The 24068-nt window shown below is 36.9% G+C and carries 20 protein-coding genes; 17 read left to right on the top strand and 3 right to left on the bottom strand.

Annotated features, from left to right (window positions below):
* Positions 1–16: 16 nt before the first annotated feature.
* Entirely contained in the window at positions 17–370 is a 354-nt protein-coding gene (locus tag I2483_RS03585) for a winged helix-turn-helix transcriptional regulator (protein ID WP_207173977.1), read from the top strand.
* A gap of 121 nt (positions 371–491) precedes the next feature.
* Entirely contained in the window at positions 492–2273 is a 1782-nt protein-coding gene (locus I2483_RS03580; RefSeq protein ID WP_207173976.1) for a sulfatase family protein, read from the top strand.
* Between the two features lie 582 nt (positions 2274–2855).
* On the opposite strand, the gene I2483_RS03575 is transcribed toward I2483_RS03580, so the two are convergent.
* A complete protein-coding gene (locus tag I2483_RS03575) occupies positions 2856–3476 on the bottom strand; it encodes a hypothetical protein (protein ID WP_207173975.1) in 621 nt (206 codons plus the stop codon).
* A 112-nt stretch (positions 3477–3588) separates the two neighbouring features.
* Positions 3589–4206, bottom strand: a complete 618-nt coding sequence (locus I2483_RS03570) for a YesL family protein (protein WP_207173974.1) — start codon at positions 4204–4206, stop codon at positions 3589–3591.
* A 366-nt stretch (positions 4207–4572) separates the two neighbouring features.
* Between I2483_RS03570 and I2483_RS03565 the strand changes: the two genes are divergently transcribed.
* The 3 genes from I2483_RS03565 to I2483_RS03555 all read left to right on the top strand — a co-directional run bounded on the left by I2483_RS03565 (position 4573) and on the right by I2483_RS03555 (position 7709).
* Entirely contained in the window at positions 4573–5862 is a 1290-nt protein-coding gene (locus tag I2483_RS03565; RefSeq protein ID WP_207173973.1) for a sugar ABC transporter substrate-binding protein, read from the top strand.
* Between the two features lie 79 nt (positions 5863–5941).
* Positions 5942–6871 carry a carbohydrate ABC transporter permease gene (locus tag I2483_RS03560; protein WP_207173994.1) on the top strand — a complete coding sequence of 310 codons (930 nt, stop codon included), beginning with the start codon at positions 5942–5944 and terminating at the stop codon, positions 6869–6871.
* A gap of 34 nt (positions 6872–6905) precedes the next feature.
* On the top strand, positions 6906–7709 hold the full coding sequence (locus I2483_RS03555) for a carbohydrate ABC transporter permease (RefSeq protein WP_207173993.1): 804 nt from the start codon (positions 6906–6908) through the stop codon (positions 7707–7709).
* A 200-nt stretch (positions 7710–7909) separates the two neighbouring features.
* On the opposite strand, the gene I2483_RS03550 is transcribed toward I2483_RS03555, so the two are convergent.
* Positions 7910–9265: a hypothetical protein gene (locus I2483_RS03550; RefSeq protein ID WP_207173972.1), complete on the bottom strand. Its 1356-nt coding sequence runs from the start codon at positions 9263–9265 to the stop codon at positions 7910–7912.
* Between the two features lie 255 nt (positions 9266–9520).
* Between I2483_RS03550 and I2483_RS03545 the strand changes: the two genes are divergently transcribed.
* The 12 genes from I2483_RS03545 to I2483_RS03490 all read left to right on the top strand — a co-directional run bounded on the left by I2483_RS03545 (position 9521) and on the right by I2483_RS03490 (position 24067).
* Positions 9521–10537 carry an NAD-dependent epimerase/dehydratase family protein gene (locus I2483_RS03545; protein ID WP_207173971.1) on the top strand — a complete coding sequence of 339 codons (1017 nt, stop codon included), beginning with the start codon at positions 9521–9523 and terminating at the stop codon, positions 10535–10537.
* Positions 10538–11593 carry a dihydrodipicolinate synthase family protein gene (locus I2483_RS03540; protein ID WP_207173970.1) on the top strand — a complete coding sequence of 352 codons (1056 nt, stop codon included), beginning with the start codon at positions 10538–10540 and terminating at the stop codon, positions 11591–11593. It begins immediately after the preceding gene.
* Positions 11594–11605: 12 nt separating this feature from the next.
* Positions 11606–12604 carry a zinc-binding dehydrogenase gene (locus I2483_RS03535; RefSeq protein WP_207173969.1) on the top strand — a complete coding sequence of 333 codons (999 nt, stop codon included), beginning with the start codon at positions 11606–11608 and terminating at the stop codon, positions 12602–12604.
* A 67-nt stretch (positions 12605–12671) separates the two neighbouring features.
* The gene (locus I2483_RS03530; RefSeq protein WP_207173968.1) at positions 12672–13724 is read left to right on the top strand and encodes a Gfo/Idh/MocA family protein; all 1053 of its coding nucleotides are present in this window, start codon (positions 12672–12674) and stop codon (positions 13722–13724) included.
* Positions 13725–15287: an FAD-dependent oxidoreductase gene (locus I2483_RS03525; RefSeq protein ID WP_207173967.1), complete on the top strand. Its 1563-nt coding sequence runs from the start codon at positions 13725–13727 to the stop codon at positions 15285–15287.
* A gap of 518 nt (positions 15288–15805) precedes the next feature.
* On the top strand, positions 15806–17545 hold the full coding sequence (locus I2483_RS03520; protein ID WP_207173966.1) for a sensor histidine kinase: 1740 nt from the start codon (positions 15806–15808) through the stop codon (positions 17543–17545).
* Positions 17546–17554: 9 nt separating this feature from the next.
* The gene (locus I2483_RS03515; protein ID WP_207173965.1) at positions 17555–18271 is read left to right on the top strand and encodes a response regulator transcription factor; all 717 of its coding nucleotides are present in this window, start codon (positions 17555–17557) and stop codon (positions 18269–18271) included.
* Positions 18272–18366: 95 nt separating this feature from the next.
* Positions 18367–19671, top strand: coding sequence for an ABC transporter substrate-binding protein (locus I2483_RS03510; protein ID WP_207173964.1), 1305 nt, complete (start codon positions 18367–18369; stop codon positions 19669–19671).
* 70 nt (positions 19672–19741) lie between these two features.
* Positions 19742–20422: a hypothetical protein gene (locus I2483_RS03505; protein WP_207173963.1), complete on the top strand. Its 681-nt coding sequence runs from the start codon at positions 19742–19744 to the stop codon at positions 20420–20422.
* 24 nt (positions 20423–20446) lie between these two features.
* Complete coding sequence (locus I2483_RS03500) at positions 20447–21355, top strand: carbohydrate ABC transporter permease (RefSeq protein WP_207173962.1); 909 nt, start codon at positions 20447–20449, stop codon at positions 21353–21355.
* A complete protein-coding gene (locus tag I2483_RS03495; RefSeq protein ID WP_207173961.1) occupies positions 21345–22163 on the top strand; it encodes a carbohydrate ABC transporter permease in 819 nt (272 codons plus the stop codon). The genes I2483_RS03500 and I2483_RS03495 overlap by 11 nt, the downstream gene beginning before the upstream one ends.
* 200 nt (positions 22164–22363) lie before the next feature.
* Positions 22364–24067 (top strand): alpha-glucuronidase family glycosyl hydrolase, encoded by a 1704-nt coding sequence (locus I2483_RS03490; protein ID WP_346267690.1) that lies wholly within the window; start codon positions 22364–22366, stop codon positions 24065–24067.
* The last annotated feature ends 1 nt before the right edge of the window (position 24068 follow it).

Genomic DNA, 24068 nt, shown 5'->3' with positions numbered 1-24068 from the left:
AATGGAGGTGGAGTAAATGCCGAGTTTAGGGGAGAAAGCGTTTAATTGTGAAAAAGAATTGACGCTTGCTATTATTGGTGGCAAGTGGAAAATGCTTGTGTTATGGCATCTTGGCAAGGAAGGAACCAAACGCTTCGGTGAATTAAAGACCCTTATACCTGGTATCACTCAACGAATGCTTGTAAATCAATTGCGCGAACTTGAAGACCATTTGATTGTCCATCGCGAAGTATATCCTGTTGTTCCTCCAAAAGTTGAGTATTCGCTTACTGAACATGGAAGAAGTCTTATGCCAATTCTGGAAACTATGTATGAATGGGGTAAAGATTATATGGAGAATGTCTTGGGGGAGCCAGCTGACGACCTATAAACAGGTGCGTCAGTTTTTTTGCATGGAGTACGGGGGGCACGTGCAAATCACTGATACAATACGCCATCTTTCTACATATAGTATATAAGTACTTATGATTCTAGAAAAGGTGGCAATAACAATGGATTACTACAAAGGGAAATACCCCGATAAGAAGAAGCAACCAAATATTCTCTTCTTAATGGTTGATGAGGAACGCTTTCCGTCTGTCTATGAAACAAAGGAATTGCAGGAATGGCGAAAAAAACATTTAGTTGCGCAAGAATTATTACGGAAGAACGGTATGGAGTTTTTCAATCATTATGCCGGGAGTACCGCTTGTTCACCAAGTCGGGCAACACTATATACAGGGCAATATCCTTCACTTCACGGAGTTACACAAACGCCAGGGGCTGCTAAGCAATCATTTGACCCTGATGTATTTTGGCTTGATCCTAACACAGTCCCAACGATGGGGGATTACTTTCGAGCAGCTGGATATGATACCTTTTGGAAAGGGAAATGGCATGCGTCAGCCGAGGATATCTTAATACCTGGTACGCATAATGCATTACCTAGCTATAATCCAGTTACAGGTGTTCCTAATACAGAGAAGGAAACATTATATGAAAAAGCGAACCGTCTCGAATCTTTTGGATATTCCGATTGGATTGGTCCAGAACCACACGGGGCGAATCCGCGAAATTCCGGTTCATCTGCGGGTATAGGCACAAGTGGTCGAGACGAAGTGTATGCGGCTGAAACTGTAGAACTTATCAACTCATTAAATGAAATTTCAAAGTGCAAAAATGACGTGACGCCTTGGTTTATTAAGTGCTCCTTCATAAATCCCCATGATATTGCATTGTATGGTGTGTTTTCCTCGATTTCCCCGAATTTTAATTTCGAAGTTGATCCAACTCTCCCATACATTCCACCAGCTCCAACAGTAGGGGAGTCATTGCTAACTAAACCATCTGCTCAGGAAAGCTACCGTGTTACGTATCCAAAAGCATTGCAACCGATAATCGACAATAATTTTTATCGTCAATTGTATTACAGCTTACAAAAAAAAGTTGATGATGAAATGCTTAAGGTCCTACTGGCACTTCAAAACTCAAGTTTCTATGACAACACAATCATTGTATTCACATCTGATCACGGTGAACAGTTGGGAGCGCATGGCGGCCTCTATCAAAAGTGGTATAACATGTATGAGGAATCGATTCATGTGCCATTGATTATTCATTGTCCAGCCCTATTTAAAGGAGCAAAATGTACAGAAATGCTAACCAGCCATGTCGATATACTTCCAACGTTGTTGGGGCTAACGGGAATAAACGCTGATTTAATCCGAGAAAAGCTTTCAAAAGATCACACGGAAGCACTTCCCTTAGTCGGACGAAATTTGACGCCATTATTTTACGGGCATGAAAAATTTTTTGGTGCAAATGAACCACTTTATTTTATGACAGATGATGATGTCTTCAAAGGTTTGAACCAAACAAACGCCATCACAGGCAGACCTTATGAATCGGTAGTTGAGCCGAATGATATAGAGGCGGTTATAACCAGGCTTGGAACTGGAAAAGATAAGAGTAAGGAGATATGGAAATTCGCTCGTTATTTTGATAACCCAAAATTTTGGACAAATCCAGGCTCTAGCGATACAGTCGTAACCGAACAGGATGGCTGCTATGTGCCGATGGTAAAAACAGAACCAGTTCCGGAGCAATTTGAGCTCTACAACCTCACGCAGGATCCATTAGAAAAAACAAACCTGGCTGACCCTGCATTTGCAACAATTGAATCGGCCATTATCCAACGCATCTTAACAGAGATACTTGAAGAACAATGCCGACAAAAAAGACTGACACCAACGAGTGGGGAAGTACCTGGTATGCCAAGTTGTAGTAGTGAATAAAAATCTACTTTCAAAAACCATGAAATATATAGTCAGAGTTTGACAAAGAGAATGTACTGCCAACACCGCTTTGTTGCTTAGTGATGGCCTCACACTTATCGCTCCTTCGCTAGATTTGTTCGTTATACTGGTGAGTTTTACCGCCTAGTTAATTCTAAATAAGTAGAGCCGAATTTGTAGATACGTCTAGTCTATTTTCATGTCAGTAAACGTGTTCTTACGGAAGTAGGAAGATGCACAAATAATGTTGGAGGAATAACAGGTATCGTAATTTTACACAAAAAGAGTGACCCTTCAGGGTCACTCTTTTTGTGCTGTCATAGCTGCTCGGAGGAGAAGAAAGGAAGTTTCAAATCCTATGGCACCAGTTATCCGAGATTTTATAGATGGTTTATCGTTAACGATTGAACGTTGCAATTTAAGAGAGTTGATTGTTAGGCTTTCAGATTTGAGGGTTAAGCTTTGAGCTTTTCAACTATTTCCTGAAATTAAGTTTTTGGGTAGCAGGAGTTTGTCCCAGACCCTGCAAACGGGGAAACTTTCTTCTTTTTCACTAGAACAGCAAGTTTCCAGGGTATTGTATTATTCCACGGATATCATCGTGCGTGCATTGATTTCGCTAAGGGCTACATCGACTTCATCTTCGAAAGACTCGATATCTAGTGCCATTTTTGTTGCAATTTCTTTAACACCGATAGGGTCAATCAATTTCGTTTCTTCAGATTCCCAAAACAACTTTTTGTAGCCTTCTACAGCGGTTAAGTCCGTTTTACCATCTTTAGATATCATGTTATTTAGTTGTGTGTCTAGTCTATCTTGAGCCAACTCATTATTTTGTTCTACTCGTACTTGAGATTGACCAAAATCGCCGTTCATTTTGTGGAGGAGTGTCTTTTCTATTTCAATAAAGTTTTTACGCTCAATTGCGTCAGCGACCGTCATTTTTACATCGGAGACCTCTACCAATGTTGTCGCGTTCGATTCTACAATCGACTTTTTGATTTGTTTTCTACGATTAATTAAATCTTTTATGGATTGTAGGCTTTCTTTTGCTTCATTTTCAAACTCATTAATAGTTTTGAAGCCACGAATATTTTCTTTTGGTTTTTTTGACGCCGCAAAAGTGGTTTCGTTAATTTTCTTTAAAATGCGTGCATCCAATGTCTTTAATTCCCGTAAAGCTTTTGTAATGGAGATTTCCATCTATGCATCACTCCTAGTGGGCATTTTAGTGTAACTAGAAGTCTACAGTATATTCCAGTATTATACAAGTAACCCCCTTATTTTTAACACATGCTCGTATCGTTTAATGTTGTCATATTTGAACGTTTTTCCGTTTTTCGATTCGTGCAAATGCCCTGAAACTAATCAAAGTTGCTAAATATGAAAACACACTTCCGGTGAAAAGTGGGATAATTCCCGGGAAGACTATAGCACTCATGTAGATGAATCCCGCTGAAGCGCCTATAGCAATGACTTCAATGGGAGATGTAATCGCGATTAAGAAGGACTGTTTGATGTACTGAAAGAATGATAAATTGAAATGCGCATAAACAGGGAAGAAAAACAATAACGTAAGGATGCTTGAGATGAGCACGAAAATTAATACGGGAAATAAAAATTGAAATTTACCGCTATTCATCTGTAAGAAATAGAAATCGAAATAAAAGAAATAGGCGACGATTAAAAAAACAAGTCCAAAACCATTTGCTGTTAAAAAATCAGTACGAAATAAAGTCCAAAACGTGGGGAATATTTTGAAGTGCTCTTCGTCTTTTATCAATTTGCGGACCACGGCAAACATGGCAGTTGTAGCTGGAAAGATACCGAAAGCGATTAGTCCGACGAGTGAAAAAAGTATCCAAATACCATTAATATAAGCTAATGCAATCATTCTATGGGCAATTCTGTTGAATTTTTCCCAACCTATCAATTTACTCACCCCTTCGAAACTTAACTATATGGGAAAGCTGTGCAAAATTGCAACTATTGATTTATGCGTAAATCGGGATCGGTTTTCAAATTTAATAATTGCTTGGCTACAATTAAAGACGCTTTAGAGACTTGTCTCTTGATGAGAAATAATGTAATCTGAAAACCAGTCATCTAATAATTTAGTAATTTCTGTTTACTACAACGGTTTGATAAGCTACTACTTTTACCCAGTCGGTAATTATGCCGATAAAACAAATTGCTAAATAGGTACACCGTCACATGTGAAAAGGGGTGAAAATCATACAGTAGTTAGTCAATAGGGGGATAGTCATCAAATCAATATAATTTGAGAGGGGTCATTTAGATGAAGAAGTTTGGATTTTTTCTATTATTAATTTTGATTGGAGCTTTAATTGTAGGATGTAGTGCTAGTGAACCTGAAACAAAGGAAAAAGAAGTTGATGGCGAAAAAATAGAAGTAGCGGGCGAAGAAAAAGAAGCAGGACTCTCCGGAGAAATAACAGTTTGGGCACACCCATTTACGGGTGATCAAGAAACTGAAGGTGCGATGTGGAAGGAAGTCATCGCTTCTTATGAAGAGCAAACAGGTGTGAAAGTTAACTTTGAACAAATTCCATGGGCGAATCGTGACCAAAAAGTACTTACAGCCCTAGCAGCAAATAATGGTCCGGATGTATTTTACGTGATACCAGATCAGATGCCACAATATGCTGATGCAGGTATGTTACTAGCGCTAGATCCTTATTTAGAAGGTTTTGATATTGAAGATTTTGTTGATACAGCGTTAGTTTCTACAACTTGGAAAGATGAGTTATATGGGCTTCCAATCTTACAAGAAGCGTACACGTATTTATATAATGTCGATGTAATCAAAGCAATTGGCGAAGATCCAGCAAAATTACCAGCCACTTGGGAAGAGTTTGAAAAATGGGCTGAAAAAGCAAAAGAGAAAGGCTTTTATGCAACAAGTTTCCAAGGTGGAGGTTCTATGAATGGAACGTTATATCCTTTCCTTTGGCAAGCGGGTGGAGAGGTTATTACAGCTGATAATCAAGTAATGATAAACAATGAAGCTGGAGTAGAAGCATTTGAGTTCATCAATAAGATGTATACCAATGGTTGGATTCCAAAAGATTCAATTACTGCACTTGAACATGATGCGTTATGGGAAAGTGGGAAAATGTTAGCCGTTCAAGGATCGGGCATTTCAGTAAGCCGTATGTTAAGCCAAAATCTTTTTGAATTCGTTATTGCTCCTCCAATGAAAAATAAGGAACAATTAACATATGGAACAACAGGGATGTTCGTGGCGCCTATTAACACGGATAATCCAGCGGCAGCAGCAGAATTTATTAAAGTAGTGACGAATTCGGATAATCAGAAGAAATTTAATACAGTCACACAGTATATCCCAACTAGAGAGTCTGCAAAAGATATCTTTGGAGAGCAAAAATATCTTGCGCAGCTAGCGGGTTACACGCAATTTGCATTACCGGGAGTAATTCATCCAGAGGGGCGTACAATCATGCCGTTAATTCAAGCTGAACTTCAAACAATGATGGAAGGCAAGAAAACGCCAAAAGAAGCGGCAGATGACGCCGCAAAAGCGATTGAAGGAAAAATAGGCAAATAGAATGTTAGTAAAGCAGAGAGCTTGATCACTAAACGATCAAGCTCTCTGTTACTAACTTACATAGGAAAGGGTGATTACACTGAGTAAAGCAGTAACTTCTAAAAAGAGTAAGTTGCCACTCGGAGAAAGAGTGAAGCGTGAGTGGAACCGTAATGCTATCGTATATATCTTTCTAATCCCTGTTTTAGTTCATTTCATTATTTTTCAGATTTATCCTTTTGCGCTAAGCTTTTATTTAACATTTATGGATTGGAAAGTAATTGGAGACCCGGAATTTGTAGGACTAAAACATTGGAAGTTCTTTCTAACCGACAAATTGGCTTGGAAGGCAATTTGGAATACGGTGATGTTTTCGGTCTATTATATTGTTCCAACGATGGCTTTGGGACTAATCCTGGCGTTAATTATTAATTCTGGTGTTAAATCAGCTGGATTGTTTAAAGGAATCTTTTTCTTGCCAGTGGTCACTTCATTTGTAATCATTGCGGGGATCTGGGGATGGTTATTTAGAGGAACAGAGGCAGGGATGATTAACTATTTGCTTAGTTTTGTTGGCATCGAACCGCAATTGTTTTTATCTAATTCTAGCCAAGCCCTAGCAGTATTAGCGGGTTTGAGTATATTTAAAGTGGCTGGAAGTACGATGATTTATTATTTTGCAGGACTTCAGTCAATTGATCGACAATTGTATGAGGCGGCACGGATTGATGGGGCTTCATCAATTAAAATATTTTGGACGATAACATTTCCGTTATTAAAGCCGATTCACTTTTTTGTCGCGATTACGACAACGATTGGTTCTTTTCAAATATTCGATTCGGCCTATTTATTAACGGGTGGGGGTCCGAATTACGCTACGACAACCATTGTCTATTACTTGTATGAACAAGGATTTACGGGCCTTAACTTAAGCTATGCTGCTGTACTTTCATATGTATTATTTTTTATTATCCTAGTTATCTCGCTTATTCAGCGGAAATACCTAGGGCAGGAATCTAATAATTACTAATCTGTAGATGCCGCAGAAAGGAGACAAACAAATGCTGAAAAAAGTGATTTCGTATATAGCGTTAATTGTTTTAGGGTTTTGTTTCCTATTGCCCTTTCTTATTATGATTTTAGGATCTTTTAAGGATGTGCAATATGCACAATTAGATCCATTATTTTGGATTCCAGATCACCCTACAATTAAAAACTATATATATATAATGAGAGACGGAATATTTATCAGATGGATTTTCAACTCTGTTGTTATTACCGTAATTCCGGTAGCAAGCCAGATGATATTTTGTGCGGTTTTAGGCTATATTTTTGCGAAGAAACAATTCCCAGGGCGAGAAATCGTATTCTGGATTTTCATGGCGGTTATCATGATTCCACAACAGTTATTAATCATCCCTAAGTTCATTATGTTTTCCGATTTCGGTTGGATAAATACATATTGGGCGTTGATTATTCCTGAATTATGGGGGATTATGGGTGTGTTTTTAGTTAGGCAATTTCTACAAAATATACCAAATGATTTGGAAGAAGCTGCATATATTGACGGTGCGAATGATATTCAGATATTCTTCAAAGTCATTTTGCCACTTTCGATACCCGTAGTTGCGACAGTAGGAACATTTTCATTTATTTCAAACTGGAACGATTTATTTCAACCATTAATTTACTTAACACAAGAGAAAATGTTTCCAGTAACGCTTGGATTAGCTTCAATGCTCGGGAAAGAAGGGAATTTTGGTGTTGAAATGGCCGGTTCCGCGGTTTCTTTTATACCGACTTTCCTCATATTTTTGTTCTTCCAACGTTACTTTACGGAAGGAATTCAAATGTCAGGATTGAAATAAAGTATCCCACTAAATACGCTACGGCGCTCGGGGATGCCTTGCGCCCTAAGCCAGGCAGCTTCGCCGTCAGTCTTAGGGCATCGGATACCTCTTGTAGGGCGCCTTTACTTAGTTCATCTAGGTATTCATTTGTTCAATATATATATAAAGGGGGGGAGGATACCGTTTGTACTTTAAAAATCGGCATATAAAGGTGCTTGTTATTTTTGCTCTTCCTCGATAAAGCTTAATCGATAAATACGGCGAGGTCTTCCTTTGTGTGCCAATTTCTCTTCGCCAACGATATCAACCAGTTCAGCATCCATCCATTTTAAAAGAATTCGGTTGGCACTTCTAATAGTTACATTGAGTGTTAAAGCTAATTCTTGAGCAGTATAATCAATTTTCTTATGCCTAGAAACACGTGCCATTAATTTTGTCATATAGGAAGCTGACATCCCAGCTTTTTCGGCTTTATCTAATAGATGTGGGTCGGTAATGGCTAAATTGTATCTTTCATATTGCTTATGGCTCGTTATATCGACTGGCCCCAGGACACTGCGGTCTTCGCGAACAATATAGCAAACATTCCCACCTAAATCTTTTGATTGGCGAAGTGCTAATCGTGCATGATTACCTGCTTCTGCAGCGGTACGGCCAAAACCAACACCAAGACTTATCGTAATGCCAAGTTCATTTTTGACATCCTGGAGTAACGGAATGAATTTATACCCTCTAGTTTCACGTTCGAAAATACCGCGAGTCGTAATGAATGAATATTCTTCGCCACCTAAATTGATCAGATGTCCATCAAGCAGTTTAATATAATCAAGTAACATTTGTTGGATAGTTAATTTTAGTAATTGAACATCATACTCAGAAGAATATTTCTCCGTGATGCCTTTAAAGTTATCGATATTAATTAAGCCGAAGACAATTTGCGATTCTTTATTTCTTCGTGTATCTGTCGCTAAAAGGGCTCGTTCTAATGAAACGATCATATCCTGTTGTGTAGGCGTTACCCATTCATGGGGAACATGGAGAGCGGATAATTGAAGAGCTACTTCCTGAATCCCCGTAAGTGCAATTGCATTATGGTTTTGATAATTGTTTACATGGAATCGTACTATTTCTTCAATGACTGAACTTTGTATAGGATTATTATAGATAACGAGTTCATAATTAACTTCTTCAAGATCAGATAAAATTTGCTCAACATACTTTTCTTCGACTGTATCAATGGACAGGCACTTTAAGCTGTACCTGCTTTTAATAATAAATAATGATCTGTAAAGTCCTGTGCCCATTAATGGCATATGGTGCACGGGGATTATAAAGTCTACAACTTGTTTGACTGTATTGTAGGAGTGATACTCTGTAAACATTAAAACTTCGACATCATTCATTAATTCCATAGTAATTTCTGCAATTAGACTAGTAGGTTCGATGATTTGAAAAACAGGTTTAAAGTTTGGAAACGTTTTCAGGGTCTCCCTTGTTTGATCGACAAGTGCTTTTGGTCCGATGATTCCGATTTTAATATCTGAATTATCTTGTTCAGTATTCTTGCTAAGCATAAATAGTTCCCTCCTTATCATCATGAAAAAGTAAGATAACGGGATAGTGTCTTTTAATCTACTGTTTTGTTTATAATACTTACTTCTAGTAATTCTGTCAAAAGTGAGAAATGACAACGCTAATACATGTTAATAGAAATGTGGCATAAAAGGACTTAATTAAGACTTGTCTTTTAATGAACACCTACATACAATACTATTGAATGGCAATTTAGATATATATGATAATTAATTTTAAAAATAGGGAGTGATGAAATGAAGACAATTGCAGAGCTTGAAGACTTTATGACAAAACCATCATCAGAACTAATAAATGATCTTAAATTAGTAGATGGTGATATCTTAATTTTAGGTGTTGGTGGAAAAATGGGGCCAACGTTGGCAAAGATGACGAAAAGAGCGATTGATGAAGCCGGTTTGGATAAGAAGGTGATTGGTGTTTCTCGGTTTTCAACTGGCAGATTAAAAGAAGAGTTAGAGGACTTTGGAATTGAAACGATTGCTGTTGATTTATTAAATGATGAGCAACTACAGTCACTACCGGATGTTAAAAACATTATTTTCATGGCAGGCAATAAATTTGGAACTGCTGGCAATGAACATTTTACATGGGCGATGAACGCCTATTTGCCAGGTAGAATCGCAGACAAATTTAAAAACTCCCGGATTGTTGCATTTTCATCGGGAAATATTTATCCTCTTACAAATGTGGTGAGTGGCAATTGTTCTGAAGAGACGCCCGCGAATCCAATTGGCGAGTATGCACAATCTTGTTTAGGGCGAGAGCGTGTCCTAACTAACTTTTCGCGTAATAATGAAACGCCAATGCTACTATTTCGATTGAACTATGCAATTGATATGAGATACGGAGTGTTACTAGAAATTGCTCGACATGTTTTAGAAGGTAAAGCCGTTGACCTCACAATGGGAAGCGTAAATGTTATCTGGCAAGGTGACGCAAACGAATACGCGGTACGGTCATTACTACATTGTGATACGCCACCAAGATTAGTGAATGTGACTGGACCAGAGACCATTTCAGTCCGTTGGTTAGCAGAGGAATTTGGGACACGATTTGAAAAGAAACCACATTTTGTCAATGAAGAGCAGCCAACAGCATTATTAAATAATGCATCTAAAGCCCATCAGTTATTTGGCTATCCAACAGTATCTCTTCAACAAATGATCGATATGACGGCAGAGTGGCTAGCAAATAACGGAGAAACATATAATAAGCCAACTCATTTTCAAGAGCGTAAAGGAGCTTTTTAAATGTTAAATCCTGCTGTGAAAAAACAATTACACGAGGGAACTGTCATACCAGCGCATCCACTTGCCCTAACAGAACATCGCCAGCTTGATGAAGCAGGTCAACGCGCACTTACTCGTTATTATATTGACGCAGGTGTGGGTGGGGTTGCTGTTGGGGTTCATACAACTCAATTTGAAATACGTGATCCACAGTTTAATTTATTTGAAAAAGTATTAACCCTTGCGATTGAAGAAATGAGGAAGGCACACGTTCCTGATTCTTTCATCAAAATTGGAGGCATTAGTGGGCACATAGAACAGGCGATTGAAGAGGCTAAATTTATAAAAGCGATTGGCTATGACCTTGGGTTGTTGAGTATGGGCGGATTACCAAATATTTCTGAGGAAGAGCTACTGAATCGGACTGGGAAAATAGCCGAGATTATTCCTGTTATTGGATTCTACTTGCAGCCAGCAGTAGGTGGGCGCGTTCTATCCTATGATTTTTGGAGAAAGCTTGCGGATATACCGAATGTTCATGGCATAAAGATTGCGCCTTTCAATCGCTATCAAACGCTTGATGTGATTAGGGCAGTTTGCCATTCAACAAGAAATGAAGAAATTGCCATTTATACGGGGAATGATGACAATATAGTCAATGACTTGTTAACAACGTATCGATTTGCTGTCAATGGTGAAAAAATTGACAAGCAGATTGTTGGCGGATTACTGGGGCATTGGTCAGTCTGGACAAAAACAGCAGTAGCTATTTTTAATCAGATAAAAAGCATTCAATCAATTGGCGAGATTCCAAGTGAACTATTAACGTTAGGGCAAGAAATAACGGATGCAAATGCTGCTTTCTTTGACCCGAATAATCAATTCAAAGGGAGCATTGCAGGTATTAATGAAGTGTTGGCAAGACAGGGACTTTTGCAAGGTCGTTGGTGTTTACTTGAAAAAGAAAAATTAAGCCCAAATCAACTGGCAGAAATAGATCGTGTGTATTCCGAATATCCGCATTTACATGATGATGCATTTGTGAAAGAGAACTTAGCCAAATGGTTCAGAGAGTAAGGGGTGAATGTGATGAAATCCATTGTTGCAAGGAGCCAAAAAGTCCATATTATTGAGCGTGCAAAGCCGACGATTAAACCTTCTTATCTATTAATTAAAACACTGCACTCAGTCATTTCACCTGGGACTGAACTAAGCTTGATTGGAATTAGTGAGGGGAGAGAAATCACATTAGGTTATAGTGCCGTTGGGGTTGTTACGGAGTGTGGTGAAGGGGTAGTGGATTATCAAGAAGGGGATGTTGTTGCCTGTTATGGAGCCCCCTATGTAGGGCATTCTGACTGTCTATTAGTTCCAACCACATTATGTGCGAAGGTTCCTCCCAGCGTAGAGCCGGAGGAAGCAGCTTTAGCAGGAATAGGCGCAATTGCGATACACGCACTAAGGAGTGCTAAACTCGAATTCGGGGAAACGGTTGTTATTATTGGCCTAGGATTACTTGGTCAAATGATTGCTAAAATAGCGAATGCCGCTGCATATAATGTGGTTGCCTTCGATATTCAAGCAGAACGGGCAGCAATGCTTCATGAAGAAACCAGTATCCGCTCTTATTCTACTATCTCAGAGATGGAAAGTGAAATAGTGAAATGTACGAACAGCCACGGTGCGGATGCGGTTCTGTTATGTTCAGGAGGTAAACGGTCATCTCTTACACATCAAAGTTTAGAATGGATTCGACAGCAAGGCAAAGTTGTCATTGTTGGTGATATCGAACCCGATTTCCCTCGAAATCTCCTTTTTGCGAAGGAAGCACAGATTTTGATTTCACGCGCGGGTGGTCCAGGGCGATATGATCAAGTATATGAGAAACGGGCAATCGATTATCCATACGGTTATGTACGATGGACAGAGGGAAGAAATGTAGCCGAGTACTTGCGTTTAGTAAATGACAAGCGAATTAATGTCCAACCATTTTTAATGGATGAAGTTGATTTTCAGGATGCGTCAGCTGCTTATGAAGAGTTGATCAATAAAAAGTCAACGACATTGACGAAGATTATTAACTATTAATGACTATATGGAAATGTACTCATATAGGGTTGCTTACTATTCCTATCAATAGAAGGGAGTTATGTCTATGTTGAAAGTTGGTGTTATTGGGGGAGGTTCTATTTCAGCGTTTCATATTAAACCGTATATGGTAAACGATGGAGTAGAGTTAGTTGCGTTATGTGATAGCAATGAACAACGTCTAGCCCAAGCTGGTAAACGGTATAGTGTCAATGGATTGTATAGCAACTATCAAGAATTGTTGGAAAATCCGGAAATCGATGCGGTTAGCATTTGTACGTGGAATAATACACATGCAGAGATTGCAATTGCGGCATTGGAGGCGGGAAAGCATGTTTTGGTTGAGAAGCCATTAGGTATAACTGTCGAACAAGCACTAGCTGTCGAAGCGGCGGTAAAGAAATCTGGTAAAGTACTACAAGTCGGTTTTGTCAGACGTCATGGAGACAATACAAAGCTACTAAAGCAATTTATCGATCAAGATGAACTTGGAGAAATTTATTACGCAAAGGCTTCCTGTTTAAGAAGGCTTGGAAATCCTGGCGGGTGGTTTAGTGATCAGTCGAAATCAGGTGGGGGGCCGCTTATTGATTTAGGGGTCCATATGATTGATATCTGTTGGTATCTGATGGGGAAACCACGACCCGTCTCAGTTAGTGGCAATACATATTCGAAGTTAGGCAATCGGAGCAATATACAAAACCTATCTTTCTACCAAGCAGCAGACTATGACCCGGCATTAAATGATGTGGAAGATTTAGCAAATGCGCTCATTCGGTTTGATAATGGAGCTTCTTTGTTTGTAGATGTTAGCTTTACACTTCATGCCAAAGAGGATGAATTATACGTTAAATTATTTGGTGAAAAAGGCGGGGCCGAAATTGAACCGAAATTAGCGATTGTATCAGAGAAAAACAATACGATTTTAACTATTACACCACAAATTGATAATTTAAGCTTTGATTTTGAACAAGCTTTTGGCAATGAAATAAATCATTTTGTAGAATGTTGTCTGGATGGCAAAGAAACGATTGCACCCGTTGCAGATGGTGTGCAAGTAATGAAAATGTTGAACGCCGTCTATGAGTCGGCAAAAAGCAGGAAAGAAGTTTATTTGTAAATGGAAGCGCTGAATAAAGATGTTGTCATTATTGGTGCTGGCCTAGGCGGTTGTGCAGCAGCGTTATCGGCATGTGCCAATGGTTTGCACGCCTTGTTAACTGAAGAAACTGAATGGATTGGTGGTCAAGTCACTTCACAAGGAGTGCCGCCTGATGAACATAAATGGATTGAAGAATTTGGTTCAACACGGAGGTACCAAACGTATCGTAGAAAAGTACGAGAAACGTATTTACGAACAATGGATGTGAAAATTAGTAAAAAAACGTTTAATCCGGGGAATGGTTTGGTCAGCAGTATTTGCCATGATCCAAGAGTTAGTCTACACGTATTGAATGAAATGCTCCTGCCGTATGTCCTAACAGGCCAGCTCACGATTATATTGAACACGGTAGTTACCTTGGTTAAGAGAAATGGCAGAACATTAACGAGCGTCACCTATAAAAATACCGTGACAGGACATGAAGAAATGGCTGCTGCCCCCTATTTCATTGATGCCACAGAGACTGGGTATTTATTACCTTTGGCTGGTGTCGATTATGTAACTGGCGCAGAAGCAAAAGCTGACACACATGAACCGCATGCATTGGAAATCGCCGACCCTAATGATATTCAAGCATTCACTTATGTGCTTGGCATGGAATACCGACAAGGAGAAAATCATACGATTGCTGAACCAGAGATGTATTCGTTTTGGAAAGAATACCATCCAGCTAGTTGGCCCGCTAACTATTTAAGTTTTTTTGCACCTCACCCGATTACGAAAGCGAAAAGAGAATATACGCTTTTTCGTGAAGAGACAGGTTTTCCTCTTTGGGAATACCGACGTATCTTTGATAGGCAACAGTTTACTACGCCAGTCGATGCGGGTGATATCAGTTTAATGAATTGGCCACAAAGCGATTATTTCTTAGGAAATATTTACGATGTTTCTGAAGTTGAAAAAGAGAAACATAGCTATCAAGCAAAACAGTTAAGTTTGTCTCTTTTGTATTGGTTACAAACCGATGCGCCACGACCAGATGGCGGCAAAGGCTATCCAGCATTAAAACTGCGTAAAGACATCTTTGCAACAGAAGATGGCTTGGCTAAAGCACCCTATATTAGGGAGTCGAGACGGATCAAGGCGGAATACACCGTAGTAGAGCAGGATGTTTCACCTGATTTTAATGAAGGGAAGACAGGGAAGCTATATGGTGATCGGATAGGGATTGGATCCTATAGTATCGATTTACATCCAAGCATGACTGGGAGAACCTATCTGGATATAAAAGCGTTACCCTTCCATATTCCATTAGGCGCGCTGATTCCAAAAGATACAGATAACTTGTTAGCAGGCTGTAAAAATATTGGAACCACACATATAACAAATGGCTGCTATCGGCTTCACCCGACAGAGTGGAATATAGGAGAGGCAAGTGGTGCCTTAGTTGCTTTTTGTATAAATAACAACACAGATCCAAAATCAGTTCGGGGAAATAAAAAGTTATTAATAGAGTTTCAAGATAAGCTACGAGCAGACGGTTTTGAATTAGAGTGGCCTGCAGAATTTTATTGTGAGTGAAAGACAATGAAAGTGGAGGGATGGCATGAATATAAGTGTAAGTATGTATAGCTTGGCATCCACTATCAGAAAAGAAAACTGGTCGATAATGGAGAAAACCGTCTGTCATGGGTTATGACGGACTAAAATCATTAGAGGTTTCATTGGCAGCTTATGAGTCGAGTAAACAAAAAAAGACGATTAGACTATAAACATTAATAGGGGCACTAGTTTTCATCAATTATGATAGGAAGCTGTAGTGTCCTTTGTTGTTTAATTTTTTGATATGGGAGAAAGCATTTAGAAATAGGAAGTATTAAATCGCTTTATTTGGTAGGTATTGGAGAACGTTTAGGGTTATAGTGTTATTATATAAGTATTCAGTTTTCTTGACGGTAAACTTATTTATGGATCAATAGACAGCCAATGAGAACTTGGTAGTCAACTTGAAGGATGTAAAATTGGATGAAACTGGTTTTGTTTAAGTGAAGAAATATTAAGGCAACTCCAAAATTAGTAGATCAGGGGGAATAACTAAAATGTCATTAAGAAATAAGATATTCATTACTTTTTCCTTATTACTATTACTCCCCCTAATAGTTGTTGGAATAGTTGTTCAGAATATATTTATGTCATCTAAAAGTGAAGAAGTGATTACTAAAGTTGAAAATACGATAATACAACTAAATTATAATTTAGATTTAATGTTAGAAGATGCATCAAGGTCTACAATCTCGATATTATACAACAAAGAACTTGTTGATGTTTTAAGGGAATATGATATGAATACCCCTATAACCCATAAAAAGTATAGCCATGTTAAATTACTCTCTTTATTTTTATCCAGCATGACCTTTAATAAAAATCAAATATATGGGATACATATATTCGCAAAAAATGGTCAATTATTTAGTCATATGGATAACTACCGAATTGAAGATCAAATTAATCTGCAAGAGCAAGAATGGTATCTTAAAGCTAAGGAACAAGAAGGTGGTTGGATAACATATTATGATAAAAACCCTGTTTATTATAAAAATAACAGTGAAAAGTATGTAAGTTTTTTAAGATTACTAAGAGATCCGGAGAACCACAATGAATTAGGGGTAATAAGAATTGACTTTGCGCCTAAGTATATCAGGGAAATTACTGAGCAACTTGGAAGCGAGAACTGGCAAATATCCACAGCGCATAATGAGCCATTAATGGGAAGTCAAAGTGATTATCTGTTATCTAGTTGCCCCAAAAATCAAAGTTGGATTAAAACTGAGCAATCTAATCAAAAGTACTTCTGTGTTACACATACATCAAGTAAAACTGGTTTAAAAATTAGTAATGTTATACCTAAGGATTATTTATACAGTGAAATAAGTGAGTTCAACAATATTTTACTTTTATTAATTGGATTTTGTTTACTTATTTCTTTACTTATCTCTTACTATATGACGAACTATCTACTAAAACCATTGGAATTATTAAAAACACGAATTAGAGGGTTTCAAGAAAATAAGTTGGCAAATAGTAATAGTATCCAATCTAAAAATGAAATAGTAGAATTACGTGTTGCTTATGATGGAATGTTATCTGATATAGATTATTTGGTTGCGGAAGTGTATGAAATAAATTTAAGAAACTCTGAAGCTGAATATAAGGCGTTACAATCCCAAATGGACCCACATTTTCTCTTTAATACACTGGAATCAATTAACATGACGGCAATAAATAATGATCAGTTTGAAATATCAGACATGATTGCCGAATTAGGAAAATTAATTAGATACCGTTTAAAAAATGAAGAACAACAAATACCTTTGCAAGAAGAAATAATTTTTGCGAAAAACTATGTAAGCATTATGAAGAATAGATTAGAGGATGCACTTGACGTTCATTGGGATGTAGAAGGTGAGATTGTGGATCATCTAGTACCAAAATATATAATACAACCAATAATTGAAAATTCGATAATGCATGGTTACAGTAATAGGGTCAAAAGGGTTGAAATATTTGTTAAAGTTAAAATGGAAGGATCCGCACTTACTATATCAGTTAGTGATAATGGTACCGGGATAGACAACTTCAAACTATTAAAAATAAAAGAATCATTAAAACCTAGTTTAATGAATAACGATTACGGGGAAAGTCCTGGAAAATTAAGAAATGGTATTGCATTAATAAATATCAACAGGCGGTTAAGGCTTATTCATGGAACCAATAGTATGTTGCTTATTTCATCGCAAGTAGGCATGGGCACCCAGGTAGATATTATCATTAGAAAGTAGGTGATGAGGTTGAAAAATGTCCTGTTAGTGGATGACGAAAAAGTAATAAGAAAAGGGATAAAAAAGTTGTTGGAGGATGTTATAACCGGTTATAAGGTTATGTGGGAAGCATCTAATGGTTACGAAGCTCTTGAAATTGCAAATATAGAAATACCTGATCTTGTAATTACAGATATCAGAATGCCTGAAATGAATGGAATTGATTTTATATCATATTTTAAAAAAAGACATCCATTAGTATCAGTAATTGTGATCAGTGGCCATGACGATTTTATCTATGTAAGAGAGGCTTTAAAGTTAGGAGTAAAGGATTATTTGTTAAAACCTATAAGCCGAAGCGACCTTGCAAGTATTCTTCAAAATATAGATAAAGAGCATGCTTATAATAACGAAATTATTAATCCGGGTGAATCTGTAAATATAAGTAAAATTAAGAATGTTATCAAAATGAATTTAGAAAAAGAGATAACTTTAAATTTCATTTCAAACACGTTAAATCTTCACCCAAATTATATTAGTCAACTGTTTAAACAAAAAACAACAATGAAATTATCCGAGTACATAATGCAACAAAGAATAGATAAATCCAAAGAATTATTAACTCAAACTCAACTTAAAATATATGATATTGCGCATTTAGTTGGTTATGTGAATTCAAAACATTTTTCTGTGGTCTTTAAAAAAATAGTTGGGAAGACTCCAAATCAATATAGACAAGGGAATTGAAAAATCTTAATATTACAAACCATTTCTTAATAGTGTCTCATTATAAAGCGCTTACATATTTAGTATCATGGTAATAAGAAAAGGGGGGGAAGGCTATGAAAAAGTATTCATTAATTTTATTCAGTCTAGTAATGATTTTTCTAGCAGCGTGTAGTAATGACGATGCATCAGGTAAGAATAAAGATGATGGAACAGCTAAAATTGATGATAAGAAAAAGGACGTTGAACTGACATTTTCAATTTGGGGTAATGATCAACACGCAGAAATGTATGAGGAACTTCTAAAAGGGTTTTATGATGAAAATCCGAACATTAAAGTCAAAATTGATCTTATCCCGTTTCCAGACTATCAGCAAAAGATGTCTGTACTTGCCGCAGGAAATGAACTACCAGACGTAGGTTGGGTTTCTGAAGCAATGGTCTCTCAATTTACAAAGAATAATATTTTAAGTGATATTTCAGAGTTCAGTAAGGACAAAGACTTTGATATGAATGATTTTATTCCGTCGACTTTAGAATTATGGAAACATGACGGAAAATTATTAGGGTTACCGTTTTCTACACCACCTATGATCTTATACTATAACAAAACAATGTTTGAAAAGGCTGGATTAGAAACACCGACTGAACTAGCTATGAAAGATGAATGGACATGGGAACAATTCGAGGAAGCTGCTAAAGCATTATCGGCGGGTGAAGGAACCAATAGAACTTATGGGGCGAGATTGTTTAGGGAATGGACTAACTTTGCAACGTTACCTTCTCATACAATTTCATATGGAGGGTCAATCTTTTCCGATGATATGAAAGAGTTTACTTGGAATTCTTCAGAAGGGGTTAAGACCTTTGAAATGCTGGATCGGATGATGTTTGAGGATAAGTCACATGTACCACCAGGTGAAAATATTGAATATGAAGGCGGTAAAGTTGGTATGTACTCCGCCATGTACAGTTATATGACAAATGCAAGAGAGATTACTGATTTCGAATGGGATATTGCTCCATTACCTAAAGGTCCTGAAGGAAGGGCACCATTACTTGGGCAAGCGGGAATTGTTGCTTTCGAGGGTGGTAAGCATCCAGAAGAAGCACTGATATTATTGAAGTTTTTGGCTAGTAAAACAGGTATACAGGCACAATCTGTATTCTTTGTTCCAGCAAGAAAAAGTGTACTAGAATCCGATGAATTTATTAATATCCCTAATAACCCCTCAAGAGAATCTATTCAGTTAGCCATGATAGATCAGATGAACCATGGTTATACGTATCCATTACATGAAGACTGGACAAAGATTGAAAGTGAAATTATCAAAGGTATTGATAAGCTGTTTGCACAGATGGAAACTCCAACTGTAATACTTGAGCAAATGGAAAAAGATATAAAACCTTTATTAAAATAAGATAATTTACAAGGCTAAAAGTAACGGTTTCTAATCCGTTACTTTTAATCTTATAAAGGGGATATTGGAAATGGAAACAATGTTAAAAAAGATGTTAAATTGTGATAAAGTGTCAATAATCGCTAGCATTCCAGAGAATCGTATGGATTTAGCGCAAGCAGCTATCGATGCGGGTGTAGATGGGCTTAAATTCCATATTAATGTTTCGCATCGGGCTAGTGGGAATGAATTTAAAGATGTAGAGCATTATTTTGAGACATTTGAAGAAGTAAGACGGAAATTTAGCGGGCCAATTGGTTTAGTTATAGGTGATGAAATTGAAAAGGTACTTGGTGTAAATACGAAACAGTTAAAAGATCTAGGTTTTAACTATTATTCACTATATGCAAAAGATATTGGGTCGAAAATGCTACTTCAGAATGACTTGGAGCGTACAGTAGCAGTTAATGATAAATTTTGTTTCGAACAGGTACGAATTATTGAGTCATTTAATATCCAGGCAGTTGAGCTGTCAATCGTAAGAAAGGAAGACTATGGACATCCGTTAAATTTTGAAGACTTAATTACTTATAAAAGTTATCGGGATAATACCAAGCTACCGCTTATTGTACCTTCTCAAAAAAATCTTGTACCTGATGATATGGTTATGCTTCAAGAAATTGGCATCAATGCAATTATGCTGGGAGCAGTAACGATTGGTAGTACAGTAGAGTCTATTTTTGAAACTATTTCACGATTTACGAAAAAATAGAATGATTATTGAGGGTGAGATAAAATGCTTCGACACTTCACCAAAGGAAAAAGACTTAGTTCTAAATGGAGTGACAATATAGCAGGTTGGTTATTTGTCTCGCCTATGTTAATAGGATTTACAATATTTATGTTTGGTCCTTTGCTATATGCTTTTTTTATAAGTTTGAATGATTGGCCACTACTAGGAGAAGAAACTTTTATAGGATTAAAAAACTACGAAACCTTGGTTCATGATCCTACATTTATTAAATCCTTAGTTAATACATTATTATTTAGTTTAGGTTTAGTCCCTTTCAACATAATATTGGCAATATTTTTAGCATCATTGTTAAAAACAAAATTTTTTGGGATTGGCTTATTTAGAACTGCTATATTTGTTCCTGTTGTGACTTCGTTAATCGTCTGGTCGATTGTCTGGAAGTATTTATTGGCTTCTGAATTAGGTTTTGTAAATCAAATGTTAGCTTTGATAGGTATAGAAGGACCTTCATGGCTTTTAAGTGTATCAACTGCTTTACCGGTAGTCATTTTTGTAAGTGTGCTTAAAAATGTTGGACTAAACATGATCTTATTTTTAACGGCAATGCAACAAGTCCCAATAGAATTATATGAAGCTTCTGCGCTTGATGGTGCATCTAAATTCAGGAAATTTAGAAGCGTAACGTTACCGCTAATTACTCCTACAGTATTTTTAACTATGATTATTACTACAATTGGTGCTATGAAAGTTTTTGGACAAATCTACGTTATGACCCGCGGAGGACCAGTCGATAGCACGAAGGTTCTAGTGTACTATATTTGGGAAACTGCTTTTAAACATTTCGATTTGGGCTATGCTTCAGCGTTAGCGTTTGTATTGTTCTTTATCTTATTAGCATTTACTATTCTATCTTGGATTGTAAGAAAGAGGTGGGTTTTCTATGAGGAATAAAGGAAGCAATCTATTTAAGTATATTACGCTTTTGATAATAACATCTTTAATGATTGGTCCTTTATTATGGATGATTTCAACCTCATTAAAGGAACCCTCCAAAACGTTCACACAATTCCTACCAAATCCGATAAGGTGGGCAAATTATGCCGAAGTATTAGGTAATTCAACTTTTTTGAAACAATATTGGAATAGTATTTATATCTCTATATTAGTAACGCTATTGGTTTTGTTGTTCTCTTCAATGGCTGGGTATGCTTTTGCTAGAATAAAATTTATGGGCAGGGATGTTATTTTTCTATTGTTATTAAGTGTGTTGATGATCCCTGCAGAAGTAACTATTATTCCATTATTTCTATTCATGCGAGAACTTGGACTTATTAACACTCATCTTCCATTAATATTACTGCCTACATTTGGAGCTTCAGGTGCATTTGGTATCTTTTTAATGCGACAGTTTTTTATTATGATACCAAAAGAATTAGAAGAGGCAGCGATAATGGATGGTTGTTCAAAGTTTAAGGTTTATTGGCGAATAATGTTGCCACTATCTGTTCCAGCTCTATCAACATTGATTATATTTACATTTTTGGCAAATTGGGATGAGTTTTTATATCCGCTGATATTCATTAATTCACGGGAACTCATGACTCTACCAATTGGGTTATCACTATTTACTGATGAGACAGGTACAGCATGGCATCACTTAATGAGTGCAACAACACTAGCTACAATTCCATTATTGATAATATTTTTCTTTGCCCAAAAGAAATTTATAGAAGGAATGACAGCGGGAAGTATTAAGTGATTCAATATGTTAATGAGGACACTAGTTTTCATCAATTATGATAGCAAGCCGTAGTGTCCTTTTGTAGTTTAATGGAAAAAGAATAATCCATCTATATATGTTGAACAAATGAATACCTTTATCAATTGAGCGAGAGGCATCCCCTAGCGCCGAAGCGTATTCAATGGGATTCTTTATTTTCGCATATATATTTAGGAAAGGTGCTGTTCATCATAGACAAAATTATTTACTGGAATAATCACGAAACGACTTTGTTCGCCGTAGAAGAATTAAGAAGGTTAATGAGAGAAGCAGGATATGAAACCATAATCGGTACCCAAGCAGCATTCACTGTGCTTAATGATAATACGAATAGGGTTATCCTACTAACAACTAACGAATATCATTCTATTTGGGATATGAAAAAAACAATCACAATAAGTAATGATGGTTTTGCATTGGTGAGATCAGGAAATGATATGTGGATTATCGGGAATGAGCCCCGTTCGATTCTCTATGGCGTTTATATGTATTGTAAAAAGCAGTTTGGCTACCAGTGGATTGATTTGGAAAAAGAAACAATCGTTAACGATCATTTAGTAACGAATGAAGAACTATACATCCATGTGCCAATGTTTGTTAGACGCGGAAATATTATTGAAACCATTAACGATCCTAGCTATATTAACACTCTTATAGATTGGGGAGTTAAAAATGGCCAAAATGAATATTTTTTCACATTTTTCTTATGGGATGAAATTAAATTGTACGTAACTCCTGCATTGCGAAAAAGAGATGTTCAAGTAACGTTAGGCGGTCATAGTTTAAGTTATTTGCTTAGAGAAATACAAAAGGATACGAATGAGAATATGCTTAAGCAAGACGAGAAACTAAAGTTCTTTGCAGAAAATACATATCTTCAGGATAAAGTCATTCAAAAAATAGTCTCTATCTGTTTGGAAAACAAAGTGATTACTAGAATCTCATTGTGGCCTGAAGATATAGGGATTGATGAGAAAAATGCGAGTGGATTTTTACCGACATATATTCGATTTACTGAAAAATTGAAAGAAGTGCTTGATAAGGAAGAGGTATACGTAGAAGTAGAATATATTGTGTACAATGCTGGGTTGTCTTGGAACATGTTGGAAAGGAAAAAACAAACCGAGGCGTCTACGCAAGTCGATGCTTTATATGCCTATTGGGGAAGGGATTATTCATCAGCCATTGATTCAAGTGAACCTAGGCAAGTTAGGGCGTATCAAACATTACGGGACTGGAACGAGCAAACGAAAAAAGGTGGAAAACTTTTAACAGTTCTTGAATACTACAGCGATCATTTTATGTTAACAGAGTTATTCCCTCCTCTTCTTACGAGAATACAGCAGGATTTACATGATTATAAACAATTGAATATAAACGGTGTTTTAAATTTAATTGTACCGACACATCAAAAACAGCATTATCCAGAGTTAGAGGTCAACTATCCTTGGAAATGGATCCACCATATTAATAATTACGTATACTCAAGGATCGCATGGGGTGAAAAATATGAAGTGATAGTTGAAGAATATTTCACTGTTTTTAATGAGGATAAAGCAGCGTTTCATGAAATGTTGATTGAATTAGAAACACTTGTTTCACAGCATACGAAATGGAATGTGCCTCTATTTCCTGCTCGAGTAGTTGATCCGGAAAAAGTGCATGTGTCGATGAAACAGTTGAAAATTCCATCATATTTACGTGAAGTTTATGATCAGTTATCAGCGTGGGATTTTACGGAGATAGAACCTTTATTAGTGATCCAATCAGAGGATAACTTTAAATCATTTACAACAAAAGAAATGATGTTGATCTATTTTTATTATCTAAAAATAGGAACCGAAATTTATTCAGATGCCTGGGCATTAAAAGATGAACAATAAC

This window comes from Sporosarcina sp. E16_3 (assembly GCF_017347125.1).
Taxonomy (GTDB): domain Bacteria; phylum Bacillota; class Bacilli; order Bacillales_A; family Planococcaceae; genus Sporosarcina.
Note: the sequence above shows the minus strand (reverse complement) of the source record. Positions and strands in the feature narration are given on the sequence as shown.